Genomic DNA, 13716 nt, shown 5'->3' on the forward strand with positions numbered 1-13716 from the left:
AATTCTTTAGATTATGCAGAGAATGAAGAACCGCAACCGCATGTTGTTTTGGCATTAGGGTTACGAATAACAAATTGAGCACCAGAAATATCTTCCTTATAGTCGATTTCGGCACCGTTCAAGTACTGAATACTCATGGAATCAATCAGCACTGTGACACCACCATTTTCAACCTGGGTATCATCTTCGTTAACTTCCTCATCGAAGGTAAATCCATACTGAAAGCCAGAGCAGCCGCCGCCCGATACATAAACCCTAAGCTTAAGATTATCGTTGCCTTCCTCAGCAATCAACTCACCGACTTTTGTTGCGGCACTGTCAGAAAAAATAATTGGATTAGTCATAAGAATTTACTTGAATGATTAGCATTAGATTAAATTATGTCTTTACCTAGTGTTTTAGTCAAGAATTATGGGTACAAAGCAATTGTCTGCAATCCTTCACCTTCTTCTAGACCAAACATCAGATTCATATTCTGAACAGCTTGCCCGGATGCGCCTTTCACTAAATTATCAATCACGGATAACACAACTATCGTATTACCGCCCTGGGGTTGATGAATCGCAATTTGACACCGGTTACTGCCGCGCACATTTCGAGTATCGGGATGCGAACCTTTGGGCAGCACATCGACAAATATTTCGTCCTGATAACGTAGCTCATAAAGTGTCTGAATAGTCTCGAAATCACCGTCAAACCCTGCATACAAGGTCGCATGGATGCCGCGAATCATGGGGGTTAAATGCGGCACAAAGGTTAATCCCACAGTTTCCCCTGCCACCTGAGAGAGCCCCTGGGTGATTTCAGGTAAATGCCGGTGCCCGGCAACTGAATAAGCCTTAAAACTTTCGCCCGTCTCACTCATCAATGTCGCCAGCTCCGCCTTTCGACCCGCACCGCTAACACCGGATTTAACATCGGCAATCAAACGGCGGTTATCAATTAAACCGTTTTCAATCAACGGGAGAAAACCCAACTGCACCGAAGTCGGATAACAACCTGGGCAAGCTACCAAACGGGCCTTTTTGATCGCATCACGGTTAACTTCGGGCAAACCATAAACCGCTTCTTCTACCAAAGCCGGGCTCGCATGGGTCAAACCATACCATTTTTCCCATTCTGTAATATCTTTTATCCGAAAATCAGCTGATAGATCAATGACTTTAATGCCACGCGCCAGCAAGTCACCAGCCATCAACATGGCCGTGCCATTGGGTGTCGCAAAAAAGACCACTTCGCACTGAGCCAATGCATCAACCGAAGGCTCGCAAAATTCGGCATCACAAAACCCTCTTAAACTCGGATATACGCTATCAATCCGCTTGCCCGCATCGGCACGCGAAGTCACAGCAACTAACTCCACTGCCGGGTGCAAGGCCAAAATCCTCAGTAACTCAACCCCCGTATAACCGGTTCCACCCACGATTCCTGCTTTAATCATTCGCTCGTTACCTTATTGCTATTGTCAAACGATTGGGAGGCTTATAATCAAGCTCATTCCAACCATGCCTATCACTATTGTAAATGCTCGCTTCAATACCACAAAACATGATCGCTATAAACATAAGTGAACCCGGCTCATTTAACGTCCTAAAGCCAGTCAATAGAATTGTCCCGCTGCCTGCCCCAAACGAAGTTTTAATACGCGTAGCCGCTGCCGGCGTCAACCGCCCGGACATAATGCAACGACAGGGCGCTTATCCACCGCCACCCAGCGTCACTGATATTCCCGGTTTAGAAATTGCCGGCACCGTGGTAAGGATGGGTTCGGCAGTTAACCAACTGAGCATCGGATCAGAAGTTTGCGCATTAGTGCCCGGTGGGGGCTACGCTGAATACTGTCTTGCCCCGGCCGAATTATGCTTGCCCATTCCGGATGGATTCAGCACGGTCCAAGCCGCCGCGCTCCCTGAGACTTTCTTTACAGTCTGGAGTAATTTGTTTGACCGGGCCCAGCTTAAAATTGGCGAAACGCTGCTCGTTCACGGCGGTACCAGCGGCATCGGCACCACGGCTATTCAACTAGCCAAAGCTTTCGGCGCGAAAGTCATTGTGACTGCAGGTTCAGAAGATAAATGTGCATTTTGCGTCGAACTCGGCGCCGATTCGGCCATCAATTACCGCACCGGAGATTTTGTCAAAGAGGTTTTAATGCTGACTGACCATCAAGGAATCGATGTTGTTTTGGATATGATTGGCGGCGATTATTTTGCTCGAAATCTCAAATGTCTGGCTGAAGACGGCCGTTTAGTCCAAATCGCTATTCAAAATGGCGCCAAAGTAGAACTGAATTTATGGCTTCTGATGGCCAAACGGCTCACATTGACAGGCTCGACTCTACGCGCCAGAGATATTGTGTTCAAAGCAGCAATTGCCGGCAAGCTAAAAGAACAGGTTTGGCCCTTGCTGAAAACGGGTAAAATCCGCCCCATTATCCATGCTCATTTTCCGCTTACCCAAGCAAATAAAGCCCATGAGCTGATGGAAAGCAGCCAACACATCGGTAAAATAATACTAACGGTATAAAGTAATGAACTTCACAACACTCATTTCTCCTGAACAAATAGCCACATCTATCAACCAGCCTAACTGGATCATTTTCGATTGCCGGTTTTCCTTGGCTGACACAGAAGCCGGCGCCCGTGCGTATCGCCGGGGACACCTGCCCAATGCCCGCTATGCGCATTTAGATAAGGATTTATCATCAGCCATCACCGATTTCACCGGTCGCCATCCCTTGCCCCATTTTGGCTTGTTGAGCAAAAAACTCGGTCAATGGGGCGTTGATAATCAATCACAAATCGTAGTTTACGATGATGCGGGCGGCGCTTTTGCCGGGCGCATGTGGTGGTTATTAAAGACATTGGGGCACGACACTGTCGCTGTTCTAGACGGCGGCATCCCGCACTGGCAAAAATCCCAGCTTCCCATTACTACCACCTTGCCAAAATTATCGGCCAAACAGTTCAGGCCTTACCTGGACGACTCGCGCTGGGTTAACGCATTACAGGTTCAAAACGATCTGGCCGGAAAAAAATGTTGTCTTATCGATGCACGGACACCTGAACGTTTCAAGGGCATTCAAGAACCAGTCGATCCAGTCGCGGGTCATGTGCCAGGAGCTATCAATCGACCCTTTCAATTAAATCTGAACGCGGATGGATCATTTAAACCGGCTGATAAACTAAGTGAGCAGTTTTCACAACTCCTGGGCACGACGAATCCGGAGCAAACCATTCATATGTGCGGATCAGGTGTTACTGCGTGCCATAATTTGCTGGCTATGGAAATAGCCGGGTTGAAAGGCTCAAAATTATATGCAGGATCTTGGAGTGAATGGATTCGTGATAAAAACCGCCCTGTCGTTCAGCAGAAGTCCTGACACTCACTTTTCATAACCGGCGTGATTCCTCGTTTGTTAAACCGAGCTGTTATTATGCAATTTGCTCATGCCGGATCAAGCACCTATGCCCTCAATTCCATGCGGGGGGTAGTTACGTCTTTTTGACTGTTTTACTGTTCGATTTAAATCATCTCACGTAAAACCTTTAAACTGAGGCAAACTGCCTTTATATTACCCCTTCAATCAATTCAGATTCATTTCCCCATAAGGAACAAGAACAGGTAGAATTGACAACAATAATTATTAACCAAGGAAATAAACGTGAGTTTTAGAGGCACGACAATTCTCTCCGTTCGCAGAGGCGACAAAGTAGTCATTGGTGGTGACGGTCAGGTGACGCTGGGCAACACTGTCATGAAAGGCAATGCCCGCAAGGTCCGCCGTTTATACCATGACAAGGTGATCGCAGGATTTGCAGGCGCCACGGCAGATGCATTTACATTGTTTGAACATTTCGAAGGCAAACTGGAAAAACACCGCGGCAATCTGACCCGAGCAGCCGTGGAAATGGCCAAAGACTGGCGGACGGACCGCGCGCTACGCAAACTGGAAGCCTTGCTGGCGATTGCCGATTCCAAATCGACTTTTATCATTTCCGGCACAGGTGATGTGATTGAACCTGAACACGATTTGATCGCTATCGGTTCCGGCGGCCCATTCGCCCAATCGGCGGCCAGGGCTTTGCTGGAAAACACAGATCTCAGCGCTCGCGAAATCGTCGAGCGGTCTCTAAATATCGCAGCCGATATCTGTATTTATACCAACCATAATTTGCGTATTGAAGAGTTGGACGCAGAACCCAAAGAGTTATCCGAATGAGCCAAATGACCCCTAAAGAAATCGTTCACGAACTGGACAAGCATATAATCGGACAAGCCAATGCCAAACGTGCCGTTGCGATTGCGTTGCGTAACCGTTGGCGCCGCAGCCAGGTGACCGGTGCCATGCGTGAAGAAATCACGCCAAAAAACATTCTGATGATTGGCCCGACCGGAGTCGGAAAAACAGAAATTGCCCGCCGTTTAGCTCGCTTGGCAAACGCGCCGTTTATCAAAATTGAAGCGACCAAATTTACTGAAGTCGGTTATGTCGGCCGTGATGTGGAATCCATAATTCGCGACTTGATTGATACCGCCGTCAAACTGGCGCGAAATGAGGAAGTCGAAAAAGTTCAGTCCAGGGCGGCCGATGCCGCAGAAGAAAAAGTCTTAAATATTTTGTTGCCGGGCGCAGAATTTGGCGGCTTTTCAGATACTGAAAATTCAACACGCCAAAAAATGTGTAAAAAACTGCGCGAAGGTGATCTGGATGACAAGGAAATTGAGGTCGATGTCCGCGCCACCTCTTTAGGTGTTGAAATTATGGCGCCTCCCGGCATGGAAGAAATGACCAGTCAATTGCAGGGAATGTTTCAAAACCTGAACAGCAACCGCAAGAGCACACGCAAGATGAAAGTCAAAGATGCGCTGAAAGTCTTGCAGGAAGAGGAAGCAGTTAAACTGGTCAATGAGGAAGACATCAAGATGCGTGCGGTTGAAGCCGTGGAACAAAACGGCATCGTATTTTTAGACGAGATTGACAAAATCTGTAAGCGATCCGAAATGGGCGGAGGCGGCGGCGAAGTTTCCCGTGAAGGTGTCCAACGCGACTTATTGCCATTGGTTGAAGGCAGTACTGTTTCTACCAAATACGGCATGATCAAAACCGATCATATTTTGTTTATAGCTTCAGGTGCATTTCATTTAACCAAGCCGTCTGATTTAATCCCCGAGTTACAAGGCCGTTTCCCTATCCGTGTTGAACTGGACGCACTGAGCGCCGACGACTTCGTGCGCATTCTTACCGAACCGGACGCCTCATTAACTGAGCAATATCAGGCGTTACTGACTACCGAAGGTGTCACTTTGCAGTTTACTCAAGACGGCATTCAGCGTATTGCGGAACTCGGCTGGCAAGTCAACGAAACCACTGAAAACATTGGTGCCAGACGCTTGCATACCATTCTGGAAAGACTGCTTGAGGACATCTCGTTCAATGCCCCTGATTTGAATGAGCAAACGGTTATCATTGATGCCAGTTACGTTAATGCCAATCTGAATGAGTTGGCACAAGATGAAGATTTAAGCCGTTATATTCTCTAAAAATCATGCGATTAAATACACCTTCTATCAATACCAATCCTACCGAAATCAAGTTGCATCAGGTTTCCAAAATACTTGAGATCAGTTTCGATGACGGGCGGACTTTCAATCTGCCCTACGAATACCTGCGGGTATTCACACCCTCGGCCGAAGCCATTGGACACGGTCCCGGACAGGAAATCCTGCAAATCGGCAAAGAGAATGTCACGATTACCGAATTGAAACCGATAGGCAATTATGCCGTCGCACCCTACTTTAGCGATGGTCATAACAGCGGCATTTACTCCTGGTCTCTGCTCTACCAACTGGGTAATGAACAGGAGGTTCTGTGGCCGGCGTATCTGGAAAAACTAAAAGCTGCAGGCTATCAACGATCCAGCCAAAATTGAACCGGATAGCAGTAAAAAATGGAAAATCTAATGTGGCCTATCATTCCGAGTAGCCCGTTAGATAACTCGCTCTCTTCCATCAATCGAAAAAATGGGCAGCTCGTCAGAGGTCTGCCCGTTAAACGGAAAATAACATGACAAACGAAAACACCACCCATTTTGGCTTCAAACAAGTGCCGAAAGAAGAAAAAGTGGCTCTTGTGCGCGACGTATTTGACTCGGTCGCGAACAGTTACGATTTAATGAACGATTTGATGTCGCTGGGTATCCATCGCATCTGGAAGCGCGTTGCAGTGCAACTCAGCAATGTTCGGAGCGGCGAATCCGTCCTCGATCTGGCAGGAGGCACCGGCGATCTTACCCGTCTGTTTGAAAAACGTGTTGGCAAACAAGGCAGCGTAGTCCTTGCCGACATTAACTCGGAAATGCTCAGAACCGGAAGAAACCGGCTGATTGATCATGGACTGATAGGCAATGTTCATTATGCGCAGGTCAATGCTGAATGCCTGCCGTTTAAAGATAACACCTTCGATTGTGTCTGCATCGGGTTTGGATTGCGCAACGTTACCGATAAGGATGCGGCGTTACGATCCATGTATCGCGTTTTAAAACCGGGAGGACGCGTCATCGTGCTGGAATTTTCACATCCCATCGATCCCGTGACGGAAAAAGTTTACGATTTTTACTCCTTCAATCTGCTGCCAAAAATCGGCGCGATCGTCGCTAAAGATGAGAACAGTTATCGCTATCTGGCCGAATCGATCCGCATGCACCCTAAACAGGATGAATTAAAGCGCATGATGGAAACTGCCGGTTTGGAGCGTTGCGACTATTATAATATGACCCAAGGTATAGTCGCAGTGCACCGGGGCTACAAACTTTAAGATAATCCCGACTCACGGAACCGGTTGCTCTCACATATCAAAATAGGATATTGAGAGCCCCACCGGATAGCGGCTTTGCCCTAGAGCAATAGGCCGATTCAAAGCCCATTTTAATTATCGATACGAAGATGATGATGTTAAAACCTTTACTGATCGGGGCTTTTGAAGCTGCACTCAACCGTTATTTGACGCTGGATCCCGATATCGGCTTGCTGTTGTCTCCCTTGTCAGGAAAAGTAATCAAGCTGGTCATAACCCCCTTCAATTCAACCGTTTATGCCTGCCCGGGGACATCAATGGTCCAATGGATGGACGATTTTGCAGGTGAACCGGATGCGACACTGACCGGATCGGGGGTTGCCCTGGGATTGTTGAGTTTTAAGTTTGCCCCATTACGTAGCTTATATGCCAACCAAATCAGCATTACCGGCGACATTGAAACCGGCCGCCGCTTCAAGGAACTATTCGATAAACTGAACATCAATCTACAAACTCCGCTCTCTCAAATAGCGGGTGAAGCCGTTGCTCATAATGTCAGCAGTTTCATGCAGGCAGGTTACCGGTGGCATGAGGACACCCTGTCCACGTTTAAAATGAATATCCGGGAGTTTCTGCAGGATGAAACACGTGATTTGCCGTCTAAACCGGAAACCGATGTTTTCTTTCGCCGCATAGAGTCGCTCACTGGCGATTATGACCAGCTGTTAAATAAAATAAAATTATTAGAAGAAAAACAAAAACAAACCGGTTAATGCCGCGTTTGTAACATAGCCAGCTCGACTTGCTCCACACTAAAGCCCAGATTGCCCCGCCTCCACTTGCTCACTGGGCCTTTATAAAAATAAAGGTAAAACGTGATTCGCCCCAAAATTCTGCTGCGTTTAATACACATCAACTGGGTACTTGTGTACCACGGTCTGGATGAAATTGTTCTTAAAACCCATTTGTTTCGTCCAATTCGTTATTTGGTTTATTTATCGCCTGCTTACTGGACGGGGCGACACAATGAACCGAGGGGTGTCAGAATTCGAAAAACCCTGGAGGAACTGGGCCCCATTTACGTTAAATTCGGTCAGGCTCTGTCCACACGCAAGGATTTATTGCCGGATGACATAGCCGATGAACTGGTCAAATTACAGGACCGGGTCCCACCTTTTTCCAGTGCCGTTGCCCGGACCATCATAGAAAAAGAGCTGGGCGCCACAATTAGCGAAACCTTTGCCGAGTTTGACGATAAACCTTTGGCTTCCGCATCGGTCGCACAAGTCCATACCGCCGTATTACCCGACGGCAGAAAAGTCATCGTTAAAGTGCTGAGACCCGATATCGAAAAACGTATACAGTCGGATGTAGGCTTACTATCAGAACTGGCCCGATTTGCTGAACGGTTCTGGAAAGACGCCCGGCGCTTGAGACCTTTGGAAGTTGTTGCCGAATTTGAAAAAACCACGCTGGATGAACTCGACCTGGTCAGAGAAGCCGCCAATGCCGCCAAACTGCGCAGAAATTTCGATAACTCCGAGCTCATTTATGTGCCGGAAGTTTACTGGCCTTTGACCCGTCAGAAAGTCATGGTCATGGAGCGCATACACGGCATTCCTGTTGGCGATATCGAACAGTTACGCGTAGGTAACGCGGATTTCAAATTACTGGCTGAACGCGGCGTAGAGATTTTTTTCACACAAGTTTTCAGAGATAACTTTTTTCACGCGGACATGCATCCGGGCAATATTTTTGTCGAATTACCCGCTAAGTATCTGGCTGTAGATTTCGGTATCGTCGGCTCATTATCGCCATCGGATCAACGCTATCTGGCTGAAAACTTTTTGGCTTTTTTCAACCGCGATTACCACAGAGTCGCACAAATGCATGTGGAATCCGGCTGGGTACCGGGTTCAACACGTGTTGAAGAATTTGAATCGGCGATACGCAGTGTTTGTGAGCCGATTTTTGAAAAGCCTTTAAAAGACATTTCCTTTGGTCATCTGCTGCTAAGACTATTTCAGACTGCACGCCGTTTTGATATGCATGTTCAGCCTCAGCTGGTGCTGTTGCAAAAAACCCTGCTCAATATTGAAGGCCTGGGACGGCAGCTTTATCCTGAACTGGACTTGTGGCAAACCGCAAAACCGTTTTTGGAAAAATGGTTTCATGAACGCTTGGGTCCACAAGCTAAAATCAAAAAAGTGCTGCAACAGTTTCCCGAACTGGCCGAAAAATTCCCCGAAATTCCGATGCTTGTTTTTAAAGCGCTGGACGATGCGTCCCATGCTCACGAACAAATGACCCGTCAAAATTATGAAATGCACGAGCTACGCAAACAAATCGAAAAAAATCATAACGGCCTGATGACGGCGATTATTATCAGCGCGGCGATGGTGAGCGTAGCGCTATTAATGGCTTAAAAACGCCTGATTGGATTGAATCGCAGGTTGGGTTGGCGATAAGCCAAGCCAACCTTCAGAGCCCTAGTTACAGCTTCGTTACGAATTTAGAGCCTTGCAAGTGCCGGATTTAAATCAGGCTATTTTAGCCTTAGTAGTTGAAAGCACATCTACGCCGTCATTCCGGAATGGATTGAAGGCGCCCTTAGACCGCGTAAGCAAATCCAGATCCCTCCGATGTAAAAGTCCAACGCTATACCTGCTGCCGACATCCCCGCAAAGCTTGCCTCCCCTTCTTCATCATAATGGGAAGAGCTGAAATTACGGTGCGCTACGTTAGGTTAATGCGGAGAATCCAGTATAATTCCCGCAGAAATATTAATGATCAACTAACCACTCACAAACTCTACGGGAGCATTTATATGTCGATAAAGAAAATGGTCGATCTGGATTTAGCCGGAAAACGCGTACTGATACGCGAAGACCTGAACGTGCCTGTCAAAAACGGTAAAGTGACCAGCGACATTCGCATTCAAGCCAGTTTGCCTACCATCAAACACGCTTTGGAAGCGGGTGCTGCGGTTATTTTGATGTCTCACCTGGGCCGGCCTGAAGAAGGCGTTTACAGCGAAGAAGCTTCAATGAAACCGGTCGCCGAACATATTGCCGGATTATTAGGCAAACCTGTTCGTCTGGAAAAAGACTGGATCGACGGCATCAGCATTGAACCGGGTGAAGTTGTTTTATGTGAAAACGTCAGATTCAACAAAGGCGAAGGTAAAAACAACGAAGAACTGGGCAAGAAAATGGCTGCGCTTTGCGATATTTTTGTCATGGACGCTTTCGGTACGGCGCATCGCGCTCAAGCATCGACTCACAGCGTCGCTCAACACGCTAAAGTGGCCTGTGCCGGCCCCTTGCTCGCCAGTGAACTTGACGCACTGGGCAAAGCCCTGGAAAATCCAGTCAGACCGCTGGTTGCCATCGTTGGCGGCTCCAAAGTCTCCACCAAACTCACAGTGCTTGAATCATTATCCAGCAAAGTTGATCAACTGATCGTCGGCGGCGGCATTGCCAACACGTTTATCGCGGCAGCGGGCTACCCGGTGGGTAAATCACTGTATGAACCCGATCTGGTCGAAGAAGCCAAACGCCTGATGGCGGAAGCCAAAAAGAACGGCGGTGAAATTCCGGTGCCGGTTGACGTGGTTTGTGCCAAAGAATTTTCAGAATCGGCAGAAGCCACTGTCAAGAAAGTGGCTGATGTTGAAGCCGATGATTTGATTATGGACATTGGACCTGAAACTGCGGCTATCTATGCGAAAATATTAAAAACCGCAGGATCTATCGTCTGGAACGGCCCTGTAGGTGTTTTCGAATTTGATCAATTCGGCAACGGAACTCATGAAATGGCTAAAGCCATTGCCGAAAGCAGTGCATTTTCCATTGCAGGCGGCGGCGACACATTAGCAGCCATAGACAAGTACGGCATTGAGTCAGAAGTATCGTATTGCTCTACCGGCGGCGGGGCTTTCCTTGAATTTCTTGAAGGCAAGGAACTTCCGGCCGTTGCAATCCTGGCTCAACGCGCTTAGGCAACCTTCATCCCAACGATCCTGGCATCGAAGGCCAGGATCGTTTCTGCAATCCAGCTCTCTGGACAAAAAATATCTTCATTTCCCTGACCCCTTTAATCCGGCAAGAGGCCTGATGCGAGAGTAACGCAAGCTACAACTATGCGACTTTCCCGAACTGTCCATTTCAGGATTATTGAGCACTTTTCGCTGTCTGGCGATATACTGCACTTAAAGTAGGTCTATACGATGAGCAAATAGTCAAATCAGATTCCTGACGAAGGTATTGCTCTTGATGAAAACACTTTTAATCCCGTCTTCTAACAATTTGACTTAACTGAATATTCTCATCCTAAGGTAAGAGTTTTGTCTATTCAATACTCTCTTATATAATGAAAATATCCTGTCAACCAAATTGATTTCAGGATCCTTATTCACACGTTCCGATTGCTACACGCATCGATTAATCCAGAGAAAGGTTATTAAATGGCTAGAGTTACCGTAGAAGATTGTTTAAAACATGTAGAAAACCGTTTCAAGTTAGTTCTTCTTGCCAGCAAGCGCGCGCGCCAGCTTAGCTGGGGAGCTGAAGAATTCATTCCTCGCGGCAAGGACAAAGACACCGTTCTCGCACTGAGAGAAATCGCTGCCGGGCATGTTTCCGATACTAATATCAATCAGCTTCACCGCGCAGAAGACAGCTCCGATAATTACAACCAATTTTAAGAGCCCCCTATCATGCTGGATGTAGCCAATCCCATTGAACTAGAACGTCCGCAGGATAAACTGCTGCGGCGTTTGTGCTCAATTTTGGAAAGCTACATGGATCAGGCCCAAATCGATGATATCGTTCGGGCTTATCATTTCGGAGCGGAAGCCCATACCGGACAATTCCGCAAAAGTGGCGAAGCCTATATTTGTCATCCGGTCTCAGTGGCGATTTACCTGGCCGAAATGCGCATGGACGCCAAAGGCATTATGGCCGCGCTGTTACATGACGTATTGGAAGATACGTCAGTGACAAAAAAAGATTTGGGCCATTTGTTCAGTACTGAAGTGGCTGAGCTGGTTGATGGCGTCACAAAATTAAGCAAGATTGACAGCCATTCAAGAGCAGAAGCACAAGCGGAAAATGTCCGGAAAATGTTTCTGGCGATGACCAAGGACCTCAGAGTCATCATGGTCAAACTGGCCGATCGTTTGCACAACATGCAAACACTTGGCGTAATGCCACCTGAAAAAAAACGCCGTATAGCCCGCGAAACACTGGACATCTACGCGCCCCTCGCGAACCGCCTGGGAATGAATCAAATCAAACATCAGCTGGAATCGCTTGGATTTAAAGCGCTGTATCCGGGGCGGCAGCTGATTCTTAAAAATGCGGTCAAAAAAGCCCGCGGTAATCGTCGGGAAATAGTAGAGACGATTGAAAATTCGATTAAAAACAGGCTGCAGCAAGCCGGCTTGACCTGCGAAGTGGTCGGCAGGGAAAAAAATCTGTACAGCATTTATCAAAAGATGCTGACCAAAAAGATTTCGTTTAACGATGTTTTCGACGTTTACGCTTTCAGAATTCTGTCGGATCAGGTCGACACCTGCTACCGGGTATTAGGTGTTGTCCATAATCTTTACAAACCGGTACCCGGCAGATTTAAAGACTATATCGCCTTGTCCAAAGCCAACGGCTACCAATCACTTCATACCATATTAATCGGCCCTTACGGCGTTCCCATTGAAATTCAAATCAGAACGCAGGAAATGCACCGTATGTCCGAGTCAGGCATAGCCGCGCACTGGCTCTACAAAACCGATAACGAAAAAACCGAACACGCCCAGATGCGGGCTAATGAATGGTTGAGAGAACTGCTGGAAATTCATAAATCGGCAGGAGACTCGATGGAGTTCATCGATAATCTCAAGATAGATTTATACCCGCAAGAAGTCTTTGTTTTTACCCCGCAAGGCGGCATCATCAAACTGCCCCGAGGCGCCACCATTGTTGACTTTGCTTATGCTGTTCATACCGACATTGGTAACTCGTGCGTATCCGCGCGCATCGATAAACAATTGGTTCCGCTGCAAACTCAACTGGAAAACGGCGTTACCGTCGAAGTCATCACGGCATCCTGGGCCAGACCCAATCCATTGTGGCTGAATTATGTCGTTACCGCCAAAGCACGCAGCAGTATTCGCGCGTATCTTAAGCACTTTAAACAGCAAGAAGCCATCAGTCTGGGCCGCCGATTACTCGAAAAAGAATTGCAGGGAATGAATCTGCAATTGGAAACCATATCGCAAGAACGTATTTTTACGTTATTGGACGTACTCTCCTCCCCTTCATTGGATGCCTTATTGGAAGACATCGGCCTGGGCAATAAAATGCCCTTTCTAGTCGCTAAACGGCTCAGTCAGGATGATATTTATGCGGCTATTAAACTGGAAGATAACGAAAAGGGCGTTGATACACCACTGATCATCAAAGGGACCGAAGGCATGGTGGTTACACTTGCCAAGTGTTGCAGACCAATTCCGGGCGACTCGATTGTAGGTTTTTTCAATCCGGGGCGGGGCATCGTTGTCCATCACCATGAATGCCGAAACAGTAACGATATTCGCAAAAAACAAACCAGCTGGCTGGATGTGGAATGGAGCAAAGAAACCACCGGCGAATTTCCTGCAGAAATCCGTCTGGAACTCTTGAATCAGAGGGGCACGCTGGCAAACGTTGCCGCGACGATTTCCGAAATGGATTCCAACATTGAAAATGTTACTGTCGTTGACCAGGATGACCGGGTCTCGGTCGATTTGATTACCCTGACGGTCAGGGACAGGGTGCATCTGGCCAACATCATGCGGCGGTTAAGAAAACTGATGATCGTTTTGAAGATTACCCGCGTCAAAGCCTGAATCTAAAACACCTCAACAATCAACGCACAACTCT

At 47.5% G+C, this 13716-nt stretch carries 13 protein-coding genes; 11 read left to right on the plus strand and 2 right to left on the minus strand.

Translation table 11 applies throughout. The features are described 5' to 3' along the window. Positions 1-11: 11 nt before the first annotated feature. Together erpA and argC are read right to left on the minus strand one after the other, a co-directional pair. Complete coding sequence (erpA, locus tag GO003_RS01980) at positions 12-344, minus strand: iron-sulfur cluster insertion protein ErpA (protein WP_159654773.1); 333 nt, start codon at positions 342-344, stop codon at positions 12-14. Between the two features lie 65 nt (positions 345-409). Further along, entirely contained in the window at positions 410-1441 is a 1032-nt protein-coding gene (gene argC / locus GO003_RS01985; RefSeq protein WP_159654775.1) for an N-acetyl-gamma-glutamyl-phosphate reductase, read from the minus strand. A gap of 107 nt (positions 1442-1548) precedes the next feature. Here argC and GO003_RS01990 point away from each other — a divergent pair, with 107 nt between their 5' ends. The 11 genes from GO003_RS01990 (at position 1549) to spoT (ending at position 13682) form a co-directional block, all read left to right on the plus strand. Further along, entirely contained in the window at positions 1549-2526 is a 978-nt protein-coding gene (locus GO003_RS01990; RefSeq protein ID WP_159654777.1) for an NAD(P)H-quinone oxidoreductase, read from the plus strand. A gap of 4 nt (positions 2527-2530) precedes the next feature. Next, a complete protein-coding gene (locus GO003_RS01995) occupies positions 2531-3382 on the plus strand; it encodes a sulfurtransferase (protein ID WP_159654779.1) in 852 nt (283 codons plus the stop codon). 282 nt (positions 3383-3664) lie between these two features. Beyond that, complete coding sequence (gene hslV / locus GO003_RS02000; protein WP_159654781.1) at positions 3665-4222, plus strand: ATP-dependent protease subunit HslV; 558 nt, start codon at positions 3665-3667, stop codon at positions 4220-4222. Further along, positions 4219-5544, plus strand: coding sequence for an ATP-dependent protease ATPase subunit HslU (hslU, locus tag GO003_RS02005; protein ID WP_159654783.1), 1326 nt, complete (start codon positions 4219-4221; stop codon positions 5542-5544). The genes hslV and hslU overlap by 4 nt, the downstream gene beginning before the upstream one ends. A 5-nt stretch (positions 5545-5549) precedes the next feature. Further along, complete coding sequence (locus tag GO003_RS02010; RefSeq protein ID WP_159654785.1) at positions 5550-5933, plus strand: gamma-butyrobetaine hydroxylase-like domain-containing protein; 384 nt, start codon at positions 5550-5552, stop codon at positions 5931-5933. A gap of 134 nt (positions 5934-6067) precedes the next feature. After that, on the plus strand, positions 6068-6817 hold the full coding sequence (gene ubiE, locus GO003_RS02015) for a bifunctional demethylmenaquinone methyltransferase/2-methoxy-6-polyprenyl-1,4-benzoquinol methylase UbiE (protein WP_159654787.1): 750 nt from the start codon (positions 6068-6070) through the stop codon (positions 6815-6817). Between the two features lie 128 nt (positions 6818-6945). Further along, positions 6946-7569: a ubiquinone biosynthesis accessory factor UbiJ gene (locus GO003_RS02020; RefSeq protein ID WP_159654789.1), complete on the plus strand. Its 624-nt coding sequence runs from the start codon at positions 6946-6948 to the stop codon at positions 7567-7569. Between the two features lie 102 nt (positions 7570-7671). Further along, on the plus strand, positions 7672-9222 hold the full coding sequence (ubiB, locus tag GO003_RS02025) for a ubiquinone biosynthesis regulatory protein kinase UbiB (protein ID WP_159654791.1): 1551 nt from the start codon (positions 7672-7674) through the stop codon (positions 9220-9222). 401 nt (positions 9223-9623) lie between these two features. Further along, on the plus strand, positions 9624-10796 hold the full coding sequence (locus GO003_RS02030; protein ID WP_159654793.1) for a phosphoglycerate kinase: 1173 nt from the start codon (positions 9624-9626) through the stop codon (positions 10794-10796). A gap of 465 nt (positions 10797-11261) precedes the next feature. After that, positions 11262-11501: a DNA-directed RNA polymerase subunit omega gene (rpoZ, locus tag GO003_RS02035; protein ID WP_159654795.1), complete on the plus strand. Its 240-nt coding sequence runs from the start codon at positions 11262-11264 to the stop codon at positions 11499-11501. Between the two features lie 12 nt (positions 11502-11513). Further along, on the plus strand, positions 11514-13682 hold the full coding sequence (gene spoT, locus GO003_RS02040; RefSeq protein ID WP_159654797.1) for a bifunctional GTP diphosphokinase/guanosine-3',5'-bis pyrophosphate 3'-pyrophosphohydrolase: 2169 nt from the start codon (positions 11514-11516) through the stop codon (positions 13680-13682). Positions 13683-13716: the final 34 nt, after the last annotated feature.

The sequence above is a fragment of the Methylicorpusculum oleiharenae genome, assembly GCF_009828925.2.
GTDB lineage: Bacteria > Pseudomonadota > Gammaproteobacteria > Methylococcales > Methylomonadaceae > Methylicorpusculum > Methylicorpusculum oleiharenae.